Raw genomic sequence first — 19,811 nt, 5'->3', positions numbered from 1 at the left:
TTTTAAAGAACAATCAATCAGAAACTAATTTTTTCACAAAAGCATCCGCATGCTTTTCCATAGATATTGGGTCTGCAATAGCTTCGTTTTCATCAAAATAATTTTGAACTGAAGGCATTAATATACCTGTTTCTATTGGAGAAGCTTTAAGGTGTGTCATGATTTTTGATAAGTCCTCCCATACGTTTTTGGCCCCAAACGTACCTTCAGATATTGTTGTAAAACCTACGATTTTCCCCTTCCATTCTTCCGTCAAAAAATCTATAATGTTTTTTACTGCTGCTGGTAAACTTAAGTTGTACGCCGGACAAACAATGATAATGTGGCTGGCATCATTTATTATATTTCGAAATTCAATCTGTTCAGCCGTAGGATTTTCTATGTAATGAAATCGCTCGTTAAATATTGGAAAATTATACTTTTTCAAATCAACCAAAACGGTAGGGTAATCATATTTTTCCAAAATGAAATTATGTAAATATTTAGAGATCTTGAGGGTTTGACTCCTCTTCCGAATACTTCCAGAAATTATTACGATCTGTTCCATTATCTACTTTATTAAAAAAAACCAAAAAATAGAGAAGTAAAACTTTCCATACTTTAATATTCTTTTTCTCTGATTTTAAGATAAATAAAAAAAACAGAGTACACTATTATTCGGATAAGAGTCCTACTTTATTCCCCATTTTTTTTATTTAAAGGTAAAAACTACATGTTTAATTAACGCTACTATTTGAAATAGAACAATTCTACAGGGCTTAAATTTATTTTTACTTTGGAATTATGTTTGGCCAAAATATAGAATATCAGCTTCATCAAAGTCCATTCAATTAAAATACCATTAAGTTTTAATCAAGCATGACGCCTATCATTTTTATTTACACGATAACTTATTAATTTCAAAGGAATAAAAAACTTATAATAGATTATATCTATATGATTATAATAAATATCAATAAAAACTTTTAAAACATTAAACTTACTTTTACAAAAAATAATTAAAACAACTATGGACAATACTCATGCAAATGGAGCCGCGGGCTCATCTACAAATGGAGAGGCAAAATGCCCTTTTAATCACGGAGCAGTAAACCAAAGTGCTGGTGGCGGAACCAGAAATCAAGATTGGTGGCCAAATCAATTAAACTTAGGAATCCTTCGTCAACACTCTACTTTGTCTGACCCGATGGATCCCGATTTTAACTATGCAGATGCATTTAAATCGCTAGATTTTGCTACTTTAAAGAAAGATATATATGAACTCATGACCAACTCGCAAGAGTGGTGGCCGGCAGACTATGGCCATTATGGTCCATTTTTTATTCGTATGGCATGGCACAGTGCGGGCACATACCGTATAGCTGACGGCCGTGGTGGTGCTGGAGCTGGTGGTCAAAGATTTGCTCCACTTAACAGCTGGCCAGATAACGGAAACTTAGACAAGGCTCGTCAATTGCTTTGGCCGATTAAACAAAAGTATGGCAAGAAAATCTCCTGGGCTGACTTAATGATTCTTGCCGGAAACTGTGCTTTAGAATCTATGGGCTTTAAAACATTCGGCTTTGGTGGTGGCCGTGCTGATGTTTGGGAGCCAGAAGAAGACATCTATTGGGGATCAGAAGGTGAATGGCTAGCAGACAAAAGATATACGGGAGATCGTGAATTAGAAAACCCTCTGGCTGCTGTACAAATGGGACTTATATATGTAAACCCAGAAGGTCCAAATGGTAACCCAGATCCACTTGCGGCAGCTAAAGACATTCGCGAGACATTTGGAAGAATGGCCATGAACGACGAAGAAACGGTAGCTTTGATAGCGGGTGGACACACATTTGGAAAAGCACACGGTGCCGCTGACCCAGGCGAATATGTAGGTGCCGAACCAGCAGGTGCAAGTATAGAAGAGCAAGGTTTAGGATGGAAAAATAGTTTTGGAACCGGAAATGGCGAGTTTACGATTACTTCAGGACTAGAAGGTGCTTGGACCTCAACACCAACAAAGTGGAGCAATAACTATTTCTGGAATCTTATGGGATTTGATTGGGAGTTAACCAAAAGCCCAGCCGGAGCACACCAATGGATACCAAAACACGGAATGGGTGCCGATACTGTACCTGATGCTCACAACCCAGAGAAACGTCATGCTCCTATTATGTTTACTACTGACATTGCTCTAAAAATGGATCCAATATATGGACCAATTTCTAAGAGGTTTCATGACAATCCAGACCAGTTTGCCGACGCATTTGCAAGAGCATGGTTTAAGCTGACACACAGAGACATGGGTCCAAAAGTAAGATATGTAGGACCTGAGGTTCCGGCTGAAGATTTGATTTGGCAAGACCCGATTCCAGCGGCTACTGGTACTCCGATAAATGCAAATGACATCGTGGTTCTTAAAGAAAAAATCGCAGCTTCTGGCTTAAGTATATCTGAACTCGTTTCTACTGCTTGGGCGTCTGCTTCTACTTTCCGCGGATCAGACAAAAGAGGTGGGGCAAATGGTGCTCGTGTGAGATTATCTCCCCAAAAGTATTGGTCAGTTAACAATCCGGTTCAGTTAGCCAAAGTATTGGATGTACTTGAAGGTATTCAAGCTGAATTTAACAAAGAAGGAAACACCGTATCTTTGGCAGACCTTATAGTGTTAGGTGGGTCAGTAGGAATAGAACTAGCGGCAAAAAATGCAGGCAAAACTATCACGGTGCCATTTACTCCGGGTAGAACTGACGCTTCACAAGAACAAACAGACGTTGAGTCGTTTGCTGTATTAGAGCCTTTGGCGGATGGTTTTAGAAACTATAGAAAAGGACATTATACTACCCCTGAGGAGAAAATGCTGATTGATAAAGCTCAGCTTTTAACCCTAACTGCTCCTGAGATGACGGTTTTAGTAGGAGGTATGCGAGTTTTAAATACCAATTTTGACAAATCGCAGCACGGGGTATTTACAAGTAATCCAGAAAGCTTAACTAATGATTTCTTTGTGAATTTATTAGATATAAGCACTGTTTGGACACCAACAACCGCCCACGCTGACTTCTTTGAAGGTAGAAATAGAAGTACAGGAAAGAAGGTGGCCACTGCATCTAGAACAGACTTGGTATTTGGTTCAAACTCAGAATTAAGAGCCATAGCTGAAGTTTATGGATGTGCAGATTCTCAAGATAAATTCTTAAAGGATTTTGTAGCAGCATGGACCAAAGTTATGAACTTAGACAGATTTGACTTGGCTTAACCAATCAGATAGAATTATAACTAAAGAGGCAGTTTGTGATTCACAAACTGCCTCTTTTTTTTGTTTTTGGTACAAATATTATTCTTGGTCTTTTCTTCTATCTTTTGCTTCTTTTGCAAAAGTATCCAATTCTGATTTATCCAAGAAACCATCTGCATTGGTATCTATTTTATCAAAGCTTTTAACTAATGCCTTGTTGTTTTTCTGAGAAACTTCCTCTTTGTCAAGTTTTCCGTCTTTGTTTGCATCCATATCTTTTAATGCACTTTTGGCATTCACCGCTTTTGGTTTTTCACCGTTTGGCCTTCCCATATTTGACAACTCCGCTTGGTCTATAAAGCCATCGCCATTTGCATCTAATCTATCATAATTTTCAGCAAAACGTTTATTGGGACTGTTAGATGCCTCCGTTTTGTCTATTTTACCGTCGTTGTTTTTATCAAGCATTGCCATCATCTGGGCGGCACTTGGTCTTTCGCCTTGCCCTTGTGGTCTTCCACCACCTTGACCGCCTCCACCGCCACCTGGACGCTGTGCATAAGCACTCATACCTACCAAAACCATCGCTGCAAACATCAAACTTTTCTTTTTCATCATATCTGTTTCAAATTATTAAAAATTAATTTTCTATTACTGTCAAACGGGTAAATTTTATTTTTAAAGAAAACATAGCTTAAACCTACCATTGAAGCCATTTTTTAACCATTTTGAAAAACACCTCCTTTCATTAACTGGGTCGCCTGCCAGCGGGGCCTCCATTTTTTTTCGAAAAAAAACGGAGCAAAAAAAACAGCACCCTGCAAACTCGCACAATTAAAATTCTTATTGTCAATATTCTAATTAAAATATCCTTCCAAAAGAATTTTAACAGTGCTCAAACAGTGCAGGGCGATGTAAAGATTTATTTCCTATTTTTTTCCCGTTTGACAGTAATTTTCTATTAAAACCTTAGCTCAATATACAATACGAGAGAAATGATTTTTCTCCTTAAAAAAAGATTGAAAAATTAAAAAAAAACGTCCCAAAAAATAACTTTTTGGATGCATTTCAATATTAAATCACATAAGAAATTTCGTTTATATTTAAACACAATGCATTTGACCTTAAAACCCACAAATGGTTTACGGACATACATAAGATTAAACGAAACAAATACTAATTAAAGAATAAGGTGAGTTAAATAGAATACCAGAATTAGACTAAAACCTAATGCAAAACAGCACTTAAAAGCATTAAAAGTACAATATTTCTAGAATGTATGTGACTTCTGGATGTTAGGATGGTCTTAAAAGAAAATTAGCACAAAGCCGATTAATTTTTATCAACCGTTTAATAAAAATGATCTAAAAAAATACAGATTACGTATTTATACGCTAAAGACCTAGATGCATTTTTATTTACTTTGTTAACCAAAACAGTAACACCCATGGAATTATTTAATAAGCTAGAACAAACAGGTATTTCAGCCTTACCTCTCAATATTCCCATAATTTTATTGAGCACATTGGTACTTTTTGTAGTTGGCTTATACCAACTGATTAGTTTATTAAAATCAGATATTAAAAAATAATTTACAAAGAATATACTTCATAATGGTTAGGGTTAGATACAAAATTACCGGCGTTTCGTCGGTTTTTTTGTTTTAAATTTTTAATTTTAGTTAGAAATCACCCCAACTATGACAATTTTTAAATTAAAGCACTACTTTCTAAAAGTATTTTTATTAGTATCAATTTCAGGATTTGCACAAACTCCCAGTTTCACACTTAAGCTTTCACCCGAGTTTGCCTTTGTATGTAAAGGCGGTGATTTAAAAGTTTCTGCCAAAGTACAAAACGCCACCTCGTATCAGTTTCAAACATACTCTGAAAGCCTATCGGTTTGGCAAAATGTAAATTCCGCAAATGGTGACCCAAGCACAAACGAGGGAAATATTTCCCATACTTTTTATACAATCACGGTACCCATAAAAGTACGCGTATTAATCTCAAATGGCACAGAAACGACCATCAGCAACGAACACACCATAAGCCCCCAGCAGCCTACTTTTGATTTTATCAGCCAAGACCAATATATATGCAATGGAAGCTCCGTGATTTTTTATGCCAATGCCCAAGGAGCAAGTGCCTTATCCTACAAATGGTTTGAAGCAGACGAAACAGGAGGATTCTCGCAAATAAACAATAGTGGAAAATACGCTAACGCTACCACCGCAAGTTTGTCAATAAATTCCGCTACCACTTCTTTTCATTTAAACAGATATTTCGCAGAAGCTACTGACCAACAAGGCTGTACAAACAACTCGACAATTTCTAAGCTTCACATAAACAGCCTAAGTGCCATTCAACCAACCGCTTCCACACCTTTTTGTGAAGGTGATACTATAGAATTCTTCTCTTCCAAAATAGTAGGAACAGCCCAAGCCTTTGATTGGCTCACCAAACCGATTGCTGCGAGCACTTACCAATCCATATCCGACGATGAAAATTATGCGGGCACAAAAACCGAAAGACTAACAGTTACGGGCATACAAAGCAGTGAACTCGGATTTAGATTAAGTGTAGATTTTTTAACCAAAACTCAAAGTAATGATGGAAGCATTTCGGAAGGCACATGTACATTAAACGCTACTCGAACAGGCTATACAATAAACCAAAGGCCACTTGCCCCCACTCCGCCCAATGATCAGTCATTTTGTGGACCTTCAGTTTTTACTTTTGAGACTTTAGAGATTGGAAATTTTAATTGGTACAAAGATACTTTAACAAATGCTTTGCTTAAGAATTCTACGAGTTTTGAAACGCCAAAAATATCAGAAACTAGCAAATATTACATTTCCCAAAAAGATAATAAGGGCTGTGAAAGTTTTAGAAGAGAATTTGAAGCTAAGGTGATAAACAGACCAAGTGCAAAAGCAATCCTAACCGAGGAAATATGTCCGTCCGCTGCTATTCTAAATCTTGAAATTTCGGATTTGACCCATGATCCAAGTCACTTTTATTTTACCAAAGGCGAAAATGAACTCAATGGATTTGAGGAAATACGTAATGCTTCGCTAAACCAAACAAATGAAATTACACTACCAACAATTAAAAACGCAGGAACTTACGATTTCAAATTTTTCGTAAAAAACAATACTACAGGTTGCTACTCAGATACCAGCAACTTAAGTCTAACAATCCTAGAAAATACCAAAATAACTACGGAACCAGCATCCGCCATATTATGCGAAGGTGGAACCCAAACACTGAGTGTAGTTGCGGGTGGCGAAGGGCCTTTTTCATACAAATGGCTAAAAGATTCAAACCCAATCGAGGACGAAACCAATGCGAGTTTAGCTTTTGAGAATATCACAAATACCGCCTCCGGAAATTACACGGTTGAGGTTAGCGGCAAATGCAGCACTATAAACTCAGAAACAGCAATAATTACGGTAAAGCCCAAACCCAGCATAAGTAAACAGCCTGAAAATGTGATTGTTTGCGAAAATACAACGGCAAGTTTTGAAATTGAAGCAACTGGCTCAGGTACTCTAATTTATACTTGGTACAAAAATGACGAAGCAGTTGGAGAAAATGCTCCCAGGCTTACTTTAGAAAACCTACCACTTTCTGATAATCAAGCCATTATTAAATGTAAAATTTCAGGTGAGTGCGAACCCGCTATTTGGTCAAATGAGGCAGTTCTTTCGGTAGATGACATACCGAATGCCCCGATAATAAAAGAAATTTATGGATTTTGTCAAAATCAAACTGACCCTACCATAAACCCTGAATTATTAGCGAAGCATACCGAAATCTGGATGAATCAGTCAGGTGACGAAATTCCCAAACCAAGCATAAACACAAGCGAAACTACGGAAATGATATACTTCGTGGCTCAAAAAGATAGTAATTCGTGTAAGAGTCCGTCTGCTCAGGTAAACATTAAAATAAGTGGGGCTATAATCAATTCGATTAGAAAAAGTACCCCTGCAATTTGTGAAACTGGAAACTTTAATAGCGAGGCAATTATTTACAGCCTACTAACACATATTGAATCAGAAGATTTACCAATTTCTTACCAACTGTATTTGGATGAAAAAGAAATATCAGAAAACTCAGAAGGCAATTTTACCGTACAATCGCCCGGATTATATACCCTAAAAGTACAAAAAGGATTTTGCTCTATAGAAAATGAAGTTAATATCAATTCACTCATTCCAGAAATAAAAAATGAAATAACTACACAAAACGTGTCGGTATGTTTAGGCCAAAACGCCACGTTATACGCAAGTGGAGATTTTACAGCTGGAGCATTTAATTGGTGGCAAGACCCATATACCGGCTTTAACTTAGCTACAGGAGAAAGTTTCACTATACAAAATATCCAAAATCCGCAAACTATTTATGTATCATATTTAGCCCAAAAAGACGATTTGTACTGTGAATCTGAAAGAAAAGCAATTGAAATATCACTTAAGCCGAGCTTAGAGTTAGATATTATAGCAACACCTCCATTATGCGGTGACCAAAACTCTGGAAGCATAAAAATTAATCCTGAAACAGGCATAGAGCCTTTTAGTTTTAGTATAAACTCAGAAGAATCAATCCCATCGGGTGAGTTCCTGAATTTAGCTGAAGGCGAATATCAAATCAAAGTTTCTGACGCTGAGGGATGTATTAAAGACACGTTGGTAGTTTTAGAAAAAACAAACAAAATAACGATACTACAACAACCACAAAATGTAATAAAGTGCAAAACCAATGTGGCAAATTTTAGCATTACAGCTACAAACTACACCTCAGTTATTTGGCAGAGAAAAACCCCTTTAGAAACGGACTTTACAGATATTATAGGAGAAACAAATTTAAATCTTAAAATAGGAAACTCCGGAGATTCAGAAAATCCACATTTAAGTGAATATCGAGTAAAACTTAGTTCTGCTGATTGCGAGGTATTTTCTGAGGTTGCAAGTCTTTTTGTCAATTCAGTTGAGGGCTCAAACGCGAGTACGACTGTGTGCGAAGGGCAACCACTCACTTACGATTTAGCCTCATACGAAATAACCGGAAATATAAATACTTCGCAATGGCAATATAGAGTAGGAACATCTGGTTCATGGAGCGACTTAGAATCTGGAGGTGATTCGATTTATTCGTTTGCAGAAATCAGAAAAGAAAACGAAGGATATTATAGAAACAGAATAGTTTTTGAGACTTCTGAAAGTGGCACATGCATAATAAATACCTCATCGTCTGGGCGTAAACTAACCGTAGTCATTCCTGAAGTACCGACCTTAGAAGGAAATACCACAGTTTGTTTGGGTCAAAGTGCTATCTTAAAAGCATCTGCTTGTAATGGACAAATTATCTGGTCAAATGCAGAATTAGGAAACCAAATAACGGTTAGCCCCACAGCATCTACTTATTATAAAGCAAAATGCTTAACTGAAAATTGTGAATCATGGTCTGTTGATAGTCTACTTGTTGAGGTCATACCCTTTCAAACTACCGCTCCAGTCGTTTCGGTTAATAAAACTACTTTCTGCCAAAATGAAGAAATAATCTTAAATGCAACAACTTGCGAAGGCGAAATAGTCTGGTCAAATGGAGAAAAAGGGGTAGAAGTTAAACTCATAGCAAATGAAAGCTTTGAAATATCCGCTATTTGTAAAGGCGAACTTTGTAGTTCAGGAACAAGTAACATTTTAAAAATTGAAGTAATATCGCCATTGATTGCCGGAGAAATCTCCACAAATACTACAATAAACTGTGCAGGTTTTAACCCTGGGGTTATCAATAGCTTAATAGACCCAACAGGAGGAAAAAACATAAAAGTATTTTGGCAAATGTCAGAAAATTGCAATACAAACTCTCCTAATTGGGTGACGATTGCGAACGAAACTGGTTTGTCATTTAATCCGTCTGCACTAAGCGTAAGCACATGTTTTAGAAGAATAGTGAGCGACTCGTGCACTTCATTTTTATCTTCAAACATAAGCGAAATAAAAATAAACCCCGACCCTCAAATAGAAATAGAAACTTCGGTTGATTCCTTGTGTTTTGGCCTAAACACACAACTGACTTCTAATATAATTGGCGGGGTTTCGCCTTGTGAAATTACATGGCAAAAAAACTATACGTCGAGTTCCCAAAGTTCTTCTAACTGGGAAACGGTTGGCACCGCATCGTCATTTAACTTCGTTGCAGAAAATGTAAAAGAAACCACAAAGGTATTTCTAAGAGCAATAATAGATTGTGAATTAAGCTCATGTAAAAAAGCATACTCCGCCCCCCTGGAAATATGGATGTTTCCTTCGGTGAATTTCGAACAAAATTTCACGGACAGCACCATTTGTGAAGGAAATCAAATAACCTTAACTGCTTCAGGGTGCAAGTCAGAGGTAGTGTGGTCAAATGGAAGTTTCGGAGAAAACATTACCGTCACACCTATTACAAACACATCTTATTCAGCTACATGTTCGCAATTTTGCGGGAGTGAAAGTAAAAGCTTTAATATCAACGTATTGCCGGGGATACCAAAGCCTATTTCTACTACTCCTGCCTCTGTATTATTTCCTAACCCATTACTTTTTACAGCCGATGGACAAAACTTAAAATGGTATACATCAGAAGTAGGCGGAATAGCAGAAACTACTAACCCAACTCGAAATGACGTGGGAATGTATACTTATTACGTAAGTCAAACCATTGGCATTTGTGAAAGCCCTCGCCTAAAAATAGAAGCTGAAATATTGGCTCAGTTGGCAATAAACAGTCAAACCGAAGAATTTAGAAACTGTGCCGGCAACTTGGCTACTTTTGAAATAGAAGCAAAAGGGGCAGGTGAAATAAAATATCTTTGGCAAAGAAAAAGACAGAATGAACCTGATTTTTCAGATTTAAATAGTGAAAGTAGGTACATAGAAAACTTTGATACTGAAACACTAAAAGTAAGGAGCATCGGGAACGACGAAAATCCTGATGGAACTTTGTTTAGATGTATACTAAAAGACGATTTTGCAACCCTAACTAGTGCCAATGCAACCTTGTGGGCCAACAAACTTGACGGCAGACTTGATAACCAAAAGAAATGCCTCGGACAACTTTTGGAATTTAACTTAAACACTACACACCGCATATCGGGCACGCCACTTAGTATAAATTGGCAGTCGAGGCCAGGAACAAACACCGAGTGGACGAACCTCCAAGACAACCACCAAATAATAGGAAGCGAAACGCTGCATTTAAGAATTAGAGACCTCGGCATAGAAAACGAAATGCAATACAGATGCTCCGTTTTATTTGAAAATACAGCAGGAACTTGCGTAGAAAATACTGATTTAAGTACTGTTACTGTCGGAGAGTTCCCTCCCACACCTGACCCAAAAAGTTTTGAATTTTGCCAAGGAGACAAATCGCCCAAACTGGAGCTTTTTCTTGACAAACAATACGATGACTTTTGGTATTTAGAAAACTCCGAACTGTCTACCGAATACAAGTCTCAGCCTAAAATAGACACCGAAACACCCGGAGATTTTGTGCTATTTTATAGAATAGAAAACAAAGCGGGCTGTTCGAGCGAGCTAGTTACGGTTCCTGTCAAAATCCACCCGGAAGCACCATATCCGTTTAATACCACCCCAAGTTCGGTAAAAGAAGGCACTGAATTAGTTTTTACGGCAAATGGCGAAAACCTCAAATGGTATTCTTCAAGAACAGGTAGGACATTTAAAGAGGAATCGCCCAGATATACCAAAGTGGACCAATATGACCATTATGTAAGTCAAACAAGTGCATTTGGATGTGAAGGGCCAAGGTTATATATAGAATCGGAAATATTGCCGATTTTAACCATCAAAACTAACCCAAGCGACCAAACAAACTGCAACGGCAATACGGTGACATTTTCAATAAAAGCAGAAAGCGACTACCCGATTACTTACCAATGGCAAATAAAAACACCAAGCGACGTAGGATTTAGAAACATAGAAGGTGCTAATGACAAAAACTACAAAATACCCGATGTGGGTGATGAATTACACCCGCATTTGAGTTTGTTTAGGTGTATAGTTAAAGACCAAGAAAGAACCGAAATCTCAAGCGAAGCACGTCTTTTTGTAAATGAAGTTCTCCCTGGCATTAGCGACTTGACTTTTTGTGCAGGTAGCTCGGTAACTTTCAACGATTTGAAATCAACTTTTATAGGTGATTACGCCCAAATAGAATGGCAACTAAAAGACGGCTCAAGCTATGAAACACAAATAACTACACTTTCTGAAAGTGAAGGAGAATCAATAGATAACTTAAAAACAGGCACATATAGACTTCGATTTGCATTTACTACAAAAGAAAGCAGCACCTGCATTCGGTATTCTGATAACTTCCAAGTAGTGGTAAATCCATTACCAACTCTGAGTCAGAATAAGCAATTTGAGGTTTGCCAATTTGAATTAAAAGACAATCTAAAACTTGGTTTAGCAAATGGCACAAAGTGGTACTTAGGCCAAAAAGACAGTATTTCTCTTACAGGAACACCGAAGTTTTTGGAGGCCGGAAATTTTGAATATTGGATAGATTTCACCGACCAAAACAGCTGTGTAAGCCCACGTCAAAAAGTTACCATAGAAGTAAACGAATCTCCTGAAAAACCAAAACTGGATACTGTGTACAGTTTTTGCAAATATAGCGATCCCATAAAAATTCTAAAATCAGAACCCCAATCTATTTATTGGTTCAAAGACTTAAGGGATGACGACCCCACCGAAGACTTTTTTGTGTTAAAGTCTTCTGAAATATCTCCTCAGGTATTTTATGCTGCAAGCATCAGCGAAAACGCCTGCTTTAGTGACAAAGTAAAAGTAACCATGATACAAAAAACCTGTTACGAACCCACTAACACATTGGCATGCAATGAACTAAGCCAAAACCTTGAAGCAAGTACCGCTTGGAGAGATTTTTATACCAAAGAAGGAAAAGTAGTAATACGAATAAACACAAACGGTCAGTTTTTGGGTAAAACTAAAATCAGTTATGCTTTAACAGAAAACACCTATTTTAAAGACCAAAACAATACAGAGTTTTATCCAAGACACTTTAATTTACAAACCGAAAAGCCTTTTAAAAGCCCTATTTCTATTCGGTTTTTTATGTCAAATCAGGAAATCGATTCTTTCAAGACAATAAAAAACACATTTGCGTTCGAAACTGCCCTCATACACTACATAGGGCCAAACCAAGACTGTGAACTTACAAACAACCCGTTGGAAAATAGCTATTGGCTAATAGATCATGGGTTTTGGCAAAATACAGAAGACGTTAATTTCTCGTATTTAGAAGCCCAAGTGGCTGGTTCGGGCGAGTATTTATTATGGGACGCCGTGGTTCCAAATGCTACGCTTTCAGCTGAAATCAAGGAAAACCCGGAGCTAAAAATCGATCAAAATAATGACTTGTCAAATGGAAGCTATCAGATATCTAAAAAGTCGTTTGACACAGAATATTTTTCATTAAAAACATTTAAGCTGCCAACCTCTAGCCTAATACTAACAGATAGCAAACCATTTAATGACAAAAATATCTATGGACTAAGCTACGACTATGGGAATCAAATAAAAATGAAACTAAACGAAGTAGAAGTAGTATGGCAACCAAAAAAACTAAAATGTATGGCTATTGGAAATCCGAGCAGAAATCATAGCGAAATTAAGCTTTACTTCCCCGAAGCGGACCCAAAAACCTTGAAAATTCAAGATATACTCGGACGCCAGGTATTTATACAAGGCTTTGAAACAAAAGAAGACTATATTAAAATATCTGCTTCTACAAACTCAGGCATTTATACCATTTCAGGCTTAAACAACAACCTTCAAAAATGCTCTACCAAAATATTGATTTACTAATACTTTTACTTGGAAGCTGGAATAAAAATAGTGCCCACTTCCCCTGCTCTTAATTGATAACTGTAGTCAGGGCTTTGCGTGCTAAACCTTATTTTCCGAGTAGAATTGGAGTTATTTAATACCAATACTGCAATGCTCCCGTCCGGGTTTTTAAACACTACTTGCGGTATATCGCTGGCTTGCTTTAATTTTATCCGTACCGCTCCCGGGCTCACAAATTTTGCAATTTGGGCAATGATATAATACGAAACATTAAAAATGAGCTCACCGTTACTTTTTACAGTTACTGCTCCCAGGCATTCCGAGCAGCCACCCGAAGTTTTAGGTCCAAATTTTTCGTCAGTTGCAAAATTCCATTCTAGCACCGCCTTTGCCCAATTGTTTGTGCTTCCTATCACCACGTTTTGCATGTGCCATGCCAAATCTCCTCCAAAATCACCTTTTGAACTCGTAAATTGCTCCGTAAAATATACATCTTTTTGTGTTTTGTCATGCACCTCGCTCATGGCTTTGATATCTCCGCCATACAAATGAAACGCCGCTCCCGAAACAAAACTGCTGTTATTTAAGACATATATTGGATACTCGGGATGGTCACAATTATGGTCAAACGCGATGATTTTAGTTTTGATATTATTTTTTTGAAACAAAGGCCCCAAAGCTTTATTTACAAACTCCACTTGCTCTGCCGCCGCCATCAACATACTTGGCTCGTTATTAGGATTTTCAGGTTCGTTTTGTGGCGTCAATGCCCAAATCTTAAAACCTAACTTTTCCATTTCCTGAATATATTTCACCAGGTATTGTCCATAAACTTCATAGTTTTCGGGTTTTAATTTTCCGCCTACATACGAATTATTAGTCTTCATCCAAACGGGTGCAGTCCACGGTGTAGCCAATATTTTAATGTCTGGTTTTAAGGCCAATATCTCATTGAGAATGGGAAATAAAAACTGCTTGTCAGGACCATTAAAAGAGAAATGTTCCATGGTGAAATCATTAGATAAAGGAGAATATGTGTATACCGAATTGCTCAAATCTGAGGCTCCCACACTGATTCTTAAAACCGAAATGCCGTCATCTACGAAGGCTTTCTTAAAAAACGCAGCCCTCTGGGTTGCAGACAAAACACTTAGTGCCTCTGCACTGCCTTGTGTAAGCGTAAAACCAAAGCCATCTATCGTTTGTAAAGGCGAAAAATCACTTTCTATAACGAGGTCGGCAGGAAATTTTATGGCAGAAGTCGCACTTAGTTTCTGCGTCCCATCTTTACTGGTAATCCAAATTTTATCGTTTGGCAGGTTTGGGTCAATAACCACAGGTGGAGTATTTGGAATAACCGGCACCTCTTGGGCCTTACACCCCAATAAAACCAAAAAACAAATTGATAATGTGAATAGCTGTGCGTAAGACTTTAAAATATCCTTCATGGTAAAATAATAGTGAATTGGCTGAAACTTTGAAACAAAACTGCTAATTTTAAAGCAAATAACACTATATATGGAAAATATTTTTGACGAAAAAGTAGCCAATCAAGTGATGGCAAGAGTAGATAAGCTTACTCCCGAAACCCAGCCTTTGTGGGGCAAAATGAGTGTAGACCAAATGCTGGCACACTGCAACGTAACTTACGAAATGGCGTATGATAACATTCATCCTCAGCCAAATGCATTTGTGAAGTTTATGTTAAAATTGATGGTTAAAAACACGGTTGTTTCTGAAAAACCTTATAAGAAAAACAGCCAAACGGCTCCTGCTTTTTTAATTAAAAACGAACGTGTGTTTGAAACAGAAAAAAAGAGGTTAGAAGACTACATAAAAAAAACAGTTTCACTTGGGAAAGCACACTTTGAAGGTAAAGACTCAAACTCGTTTGGTCCGCTCACCGCAAATGAGTGGAATAATATGTTTTATAAGCACCTAGACCACCATTTGACTCAGTTTGGAGTTTAAACAATAAAAAGTAAGAGGTCCTAAAATTAAGACCTCTTACTGACTTTGTTATGAGAAATCTGCCTTTGGCGGGTACACTTAAACCTATCTACCTCCTCAGACCTGAGCTTCTCATGTTTTGTTTTTCTACCAGAAACTCTTCTTCGCCACCGCTTAAATGCCTGCGGACTTTGATTTAACCGCATTAGCTCAATAACCTCTTGCTCCTTTAGTCCAAACTGAGCCTTTATGGCATCGAAAGTCGTTCGATCTTCCCATGCCATTTCTATAATTCTATCTTTTTCTAATTCGTTTAATTCCATTTGATAGTAAAAACCCAGCAGTAGATTTTTTGTTTAAAAAATTATGCCGAAAAAGGTCTATATTTTTGACAAAATCAGCTTAACAGTCCCGGACAGCCTACGATTTTTTTGAAGTACGTGCATGTTTTATGAAACTTTTTTCGTAAAATTAAGTCTCTATTCTTTAGCAAATTCGCTCAATATTAAAGAATTAGAACAACACCCTTACCCTAATAAACCTATGACTGTGTTAAAACGTTTTTTAACATTCGCCGCTTTTTTGCTATTGGCGGGATGCTCCAAAAAAGACAAAGTATTAGAAACGAAAATCCTAAAACTTATTGATGGCAAAAAAGCTACGGTAGGTGTGGCAATAAAAGACCTCAGAACCGAAGACATCTGGACTATAAACGGTTCAAAACACTACCCGATGCAAAGCGTTTTTAAACTCCACTTAGCCATAAAGGTTTTAAACGATGTAGACAGAAATGTGATTCCAATCAATCAAAAAATTAGAATAAACAGCAAAGATTTAATACCCGACACGTGGAGTCCTATAGCCCAAAAATACCCAAAAGGAGGCGTAGAATTAACAGTAGCCCAATTACTTAAATATGCTGTGGAACAAAGCGACAATAACGCCTGCGACATACTTTTTAAGCTTGTGGGTGGCACAGTGGCGGTTCACAATTTTTATCAAAAAGAAAACATCAAAAACATCAACATAGCGGCTAATGAAGCCCAAATGCATAAAGACTGGAAGGTTCAATACGAAAACTGGACCACTCCCTTGGCCACAATCGAGCTTTTAGAAAAACTGATTAAAGGAAAATTGTTATCAAAAAAAAGCACGCTAATGCTGACCAAAATGATGGTCGATAGCCCCACTGGCCCAAATCGGATAAAAGGCCTATTGCCGAAAAATATACCGGTAGCACACAAAACCGGAACTTCTGCCACTAATAAAATGAACATAACCGCAGCCATAAACGACGTTGGTGTGGTGAGTATTAGTAAAAACAAGAAATTTGTGATTGTGGTGTATATCAAAGATAGCAAAGAAGACATGCAGACAAACGAGGAGTTGATTGCCCAAATAAGCAAGACTACCTACGACTTTTTTTTGGCTCAAAATTAATATTACTTTCTCAAGTGATAGGCTTTATAAAACTTGTACTTTTGTGAGCTTAATTTTAGCATGAAAACAAATTTTATAAATGAAAAAAATCACACTCTTATTCCTTTTTTTAAGCTCATTTGCTGCATTTCCACAAAAAGAAGAATTAGACAAAATCTTGTATTCAAGTACCCCTAAGCCTTTTAGTGGCGTAGTATTAATTGCAAAAAACAAGAAAATAAAATATTTTAAAGCACAAGGATTTACGGATGTTTCTACAAACCAAGTTTTAAACAAAAAAGATAAGTTCTTCCTTGGCTCTTTGAGCAAGCAAATAACCGCAGTGCAGGTATTAAGAGCTGCTGATAATGGGCTACTTTCGGTAGAAGACAGTGTAATTAAATTCATTCCGGACTTTGCATACGCGGACGTTAAAATAAAGCACTTACTTTCTCACAAGCATGGCATCAGCGGTCCGGAAGGCCCAAAAACTTTTGAAACAGGCACTTCATTTGCCTATTCTGATTACGGATACCATTTACTATCGATTATTTTAGAAAAAATATATCAAAAGCCTTTTGCCGAAATAAGCCAAACGTTTTTTAATGAAATAGGCCTAAAAAACACCTCTGCAACTGGTATAAAGACCGATTTAGTTGTAGGAATTATTAGAAATGAAAAAGGGGATTTGATAGAACAACCTAAAGATTTTTCAGATAAATATGTGGCAGGAGGCTTAATGATTTCTACTGCCAGCGATTTGCTTAAATGGAATAGACTCTTGCACCTTGGCAAACTCCTAAAACCTGAAACTTACACGGCCATGACCACCGGCTATTCGATACAAAACCACAAATTAATGGGAGAAGTAGACTACGGCTATGGCATCCGGATAAGTAGAAACCTAAAACATGTAGAAATAGGCCATACGGGTTATGCGGCGGGTTTTATTACCTTAAATTATTTTTACCCTGCCACCAAAACTTCGGTGATCATATTAGAGAATTTAATATGGAATGAGAATGACCTTAAAGAAGCATTTTATCAACAAATGAAAATTAAAGATTGGGTAGATAAAAATCAAGATTGAGGTTTCGGAAATCTAAAAAATTTAGCTTTTTGAATAAAAACAAGGCCAAAATCAGAGAAAAAGGCTATATTTAAAATTCGACATTTTTATATATGACCAAACACTCCATACTTAAAGAATATTTCGGTTACGATACCTTTAGGCCACTTCAGGAAGAAATAATTGACCAATTAATAGACAAAAAAGATACGCTAGTTTTGATGCCCACGGGTGGCGGTAAGTCCATTTGCTACCAAGTGCCAGCTATGCTTCTCGATGGCCTCACCGTGGTGATTTCGCCCTTGATTGCCCTCATGAAAGATCAGGTAGAAGCACTCAGAGCAAACGGCATAAAGGCCTCTTTTTTAAATTCCAGTATATCATCCGTAGAACAAGACGCTGTAATGTGGGCCGCCAAACTTGGCGAGCTGAAGTTGCTATACATTGCCCCAGAAAAATTATTTTCGGGCAACACCATGACTTTTTTTAAAGAACTCAAAATCAGTCTTTTTGCTATTGATGAGTCGCACTGTATTTCATCTTGGGGGCATGACTTCAGGCCTGAATACCGACAACTTTCTATCATAAAAACAGAATTTCCTGAGGTGCCCATAGTGGCCCTAACCGCCACCGCGGACAAGATAACCCGCAAAGATATTTGCAAACAACTCGGCATAGCAGAAGAAAATACCTTTATAAGTAGTTTTGATAGACCAAATCTGAGTTTGGAGGTACTGCCAGGCAGAAAACGGATGCAACAGATCCAGGACTTTTTAAGTACTGTTCCCAACCAATCGGGCATCATTTATTGTTTGAGTCGAAAAACTACCGAATCTGTAGCCGCCAATCTACAAGCAATGGGCCTAAATGCGGCCTATTACCACGCCGGAATTCCGTCTGAAAAGCGAAGCAAAGTTCAGGAGAATTTCATTAACGATGATGTTAAAATCATAGTAGCCACCATCGCTTTTGGAATGGGCATAGACAAATCAAATGTTAGGTGGGTGATCCACTACAACATGCCCTCAAATGTGGAGAGTTTTTACCAAGAGATTGGCCGTGCAGGACGAGACGGCAGCCCTTCTAAAACTTTACTTTTTTATAGCTTTGCCGACGTAATGATGCGTAGGCAGATGATTTTTGACTCAGATATGCCCCTTGAGCAAAAAGAATTGATGGAAGCCAAACTAAACCGAATGCAGCAATACGCCGAAGCCAACATCTGTAGGCGACGCATATTGATTAGCTATTTTAATGAAGACCTTGGTAAAGATTGCGGCAACTGTGATGTATGTAAAAATCCTCGAAAAAACATTGATGCCACGGTAATTGCCCAAAAGGCACTTTCGGCTATCAGCCGAACACGTGAAAAAATTGCCATGACTATGCTCGTAGATATATTGAGAGGGAGCAGAAATCAGCAAGTTCTCAGATATGGGTACGACCAACTGCCGACTTTTGGGGTTGGAAAAGACCTTAGATCCGAGGTTTGGTTTGATTATATATTGCAGCTGCTTAACTACGGAGCTTTTGATATCGCCTACGACGAAGCCCACATTTTCAAACTAAATGCAACGAGCATGGAGATACTGAAAGGGCAACGCCAGGTACAGATTTCGGAATACATAAGTCCTCAGCAGCGAAAAGAGCAAGAAGACGCCAAAGTGCCAAGCACCAAAACCAAAAAAGAGTACATTAAAAATGAGCTATTTGAAAAACTTCGCGTGTTACGTAAAGAGATAGCAGATAAGCTAAACTTGCCTCCATACACCATTTTTCATGACTCCAGTCTACTCGAAATGGCAGATGCTCGTCCCATTGACAAAGTTCAGTTTTTAGACATTTCGGGGGTTGGCCAAGAGAAAATGCGAAAATTTGGAGATGCGTTTATTAACGAAATCAGAGCCTACATAGCCTCACAGTCTGACTCAGGCATAAAACTCGCAAAAGGCTTAACCCACGTAATGAGTTTTGAAATGTACAAAGACGGCATGACAGTAGAAGAAATAGCCATGCAACGTAACCTCTCTCCCACTACCATAGTGGGGCATCTGGTAAAAATGAAAGAAAATGGCGAAGAAGTAGACTTGAGAGCATTGGTTGACAACTGGACATTTGACGAAGTCACCAAAGCTATAAAAGAGCTCGATATGAAACCCACCGACCCCCTTAAACCTTTGTTTGAGCATTTGGGCGAACAAATCGACTACGGAAAACTACGAATAGTACTCGCCTTACAATAAAAATTAGGTGAATTTCGATATTTATAA

General features: G+C 37.8%; 11 protein-coding genes. 6 read left to right on the top strand and 5 right to left on the bottom strand.

The features are described 5' to 3' along the window. Positions 1-13 precede the first annotated feature (13 nt). Complete coding sequence (locus ACFOOI_RS18040; RefSeq protein ID WP_379839449.1) at positions 14-547, bottom strand: NADPH-dependent FMN reductase; 534 nt, start codon at positions 545-547, stop codon at positions 14-16. A 462-nt stretch (positions 548-1,009) separates the two neighbouring features. Between ACFOOI_RS18040 and katG the strand changes: the two genes are divergently transcribed. Then, positions 1,010-3,238: a catalase/peroxidase HPI gene (gene katG, locus ACFOOI_RS18035; RefSeq protein WP_379839448.1), complete on the top strand. Its 2,229-nt coding sequence runs from the start codon at positions 1,010-1,012 to the stop codon at positions 3,236-3,238. Positions 3,239-3,316: 78 nt separating this feature from the next. Here katG and ACFOOI_RS18030 read toward each other — a convergent pair whose 3' ends face one another. Next, a complete protein-coding gene (locus tag ACFOOI_RS18030; RefSeq protein WP_379839447.1) occupies positions 3,317-3,835 on the bottom strand; it encodes an EF-hand domain-containing protein in 519 nt (172 codons plus the stop codon). A 732-nt stretch (positions 3,836-4,567) separates the two neighbouring features. Continuing rightward, positions 4,568-4,741: a hypothetical protein gene (locus tag ACFOOI_RS18025; RefSeq protein WP_379839446.1), complete on the bottom strand. Its 174-nt coding sequence runs from the start codon at positions 4,739-4,741 to the stop codon at positions 4,568-4,570. Between the two features lie 175 nt (positions 4,742-4,916). Between ACFOOI_RS18025 and ACFOOI_RS18020 the strand changes: the two genes are divergently transcribed. After that, complete coding sequence (locus ACFOOI_RS18020) at positions 4,917-13,121, top strand: Ig-like domain-containing protein (protein ID WP_379839445.1); 8,205 nt, start codon at positions 4,917-4,919, stop codon at positions 13,119-13,121. A gap of 5 nt (positions 13,122-13,126) precedes the next feature. On the opposite strand, the gene ACFOOI_RS18015 is transcribed toward ACFOOI_RS18020, so the two are convergent. Beyond that, complete coding sequence (locus tag ACFOOI_RS18015; protein WP_379839444.1) at positions 13,127-14,551, bottom strand: glycoside hydrolase family 30 protein; 1,425 nt, start codon at positions 14,549-14,551, stop codon at positions 13,127-13,129. A gap of 70 nt (positions 14,552-14,621) precedes the next feature. On the opposite strand from ACFOOI_RS18015, the gene ACFOOI_RS18010 reads away from it, so the two are divergent. Next, positions 14,622-15,074: a DUF1569 domain-containing protein gene (locus ACFOOI_RS18010; protein WP_379839443.1), complete on the top strand. Its 453-nt coding sequence runs from the start codon at positions 14,622-14,624 to the stop codon at positions 15,072-15,074. Positions 15,075-15,100: 26 nt separating this feature from the next. On the opposite strand, the gene ACFOOI_RS18005 is transcribed toward ACFOOI_RS18010, so the two are convergent. Further along, positions 15,101-15,376 (bottom strand): TIGR03643 family protein, encoded by a 276-nt coding sequence (locus tag ACFOOI_RS18005; protein ID WP_379839442.1) that lies wholly within the window; start codon positions 15,374-15,376, stop codon positions 15,101-15,103. Positions 15,377-15,596: 220 nt separating this feature from the next. Between ACFOOI_RS18005 and bla the strand changes: the two genes are divergently transcribed. The 3 genes from bla (at position 15,597) to recQ (ending at position 19,784) form a co-directional block, all read left to right on the top strand. Further along, positions 15,597-16,493, top strand: coding sequence for a class A beta-lactamase, subclass A2 (bla, locus tag ACFOOI_RS18000; RefSeq protein WP_379839441.1), 897 nt, complete (start codon positions 15,597-15,599; stop codon positions 16,491-16,493). A gap of 79 nt (positions 16,494-16,572) precedes the next feature. Then, complete coding sequence (locus ACFOOI_RS17995) at positions 16,573-17,562, top strand: serine hydrolase domain-containing protein (protein ID WP_379839440.1); 990 nt, start codon at positions 16,573-16,575, stop codon at positions 17,560-17,562. A 92-nt stretch (positions 17,563-17,654) separates the two neighbouring features. After that, a complete protein-coding gene (gene recQ / locus ACFOOI_RS17990; protein WP_379839439.1) occupies positions 17,655-19,784 on the top strand; it encodes a DNA helicase RecQ in 2,130 nt (709 codons plus the stop codon). Positions 19,785-19,811 lie beyond the last annotated feature (27 nt).

It is taken from the genome of Lacihabitans lacunae, from assembly GCF_042649125.1.
In the GTDB taxonomy this organism is placed as follows: Bacteria; Bacteroidota; Bacteroidia; order Cytophagales; family Spirosomataceae; genus Leadbetterella; species Leadbetterella lacunae.
This window is presented reverse-complemented; position numbering and strand designations above follow the sequence as displayed.

Bases quoted from the DNA above. Each gene is read 5' to 3' on its own strand.
- katG (WP_379839448.1), top strand. From the start codon at position 1,010: ATGGACAATACTCATGCAAATGGAGCCGCGGGCTCATCTACAAATGGA.
- ACFOOI_RS18020 (WP_379839445.1), top strand. From the start codon at position 4,917: ATGACAATTTTTAAATTAAAGCACTACTTTCTAAAAGTATTTTTATTA.
- ACFOOI_RS17995 (WP_379839440.1), top strand. From the start codon at position 16,573: ATGAAAAAAATCACACTCTTATTCCTTTTTTTAAGCTCATTTGCTGCA.
- ACFOOI_RS18010 (WP_379839443.1), top strand. From the start codon at position 14,622: ATGGAAAATATTTTTGACGAAAAAGTAGCCAATCAAGTGATGGCAAGA.
- ACFOOI_RS18015 (WP_379839444.1), bottom strand. From the start codon at position 14,551: ATGAAGGATATTTTAAAGTCTTACGCACAGCTATTCACATTATCAATT.
- bla (WP_379839441.1), top strand. From the start codon at position 15,597: ATGACTGTGTTAAAACGTTTTTTAACATTCGCCGCTTTTTTGCTATTG.
- ACFOOI_RS18005 (WP_379839442.1), bottom strand. From the start codon at position 15,376: ATGGAATTAAACGAATTAGAAAAAGATAGAATTATAGAAATGGCATGG.
- ACFOOI_RS18030 (WP_379839447.1), bottom strand. From the start codon at position 3,835: ATGATGAAAAAGAAAAGTTTGATGTTTGCAGCGATGGTTTTGGTAGGT.
- ACFOOI_RS18040 (WP_379839449.1), bottom strand. From the start codon at position 547: ATGGAACAGATCGTAATAATTTCTGGAAGTATTCGGAAGAGGAGTCAA.
- recQ (WP_379839439.1), top strand. From the start codon at position 17,655: ATGACCAAACACTCCATACTTAAAGAATATTTCGGTTACGATACCTTT.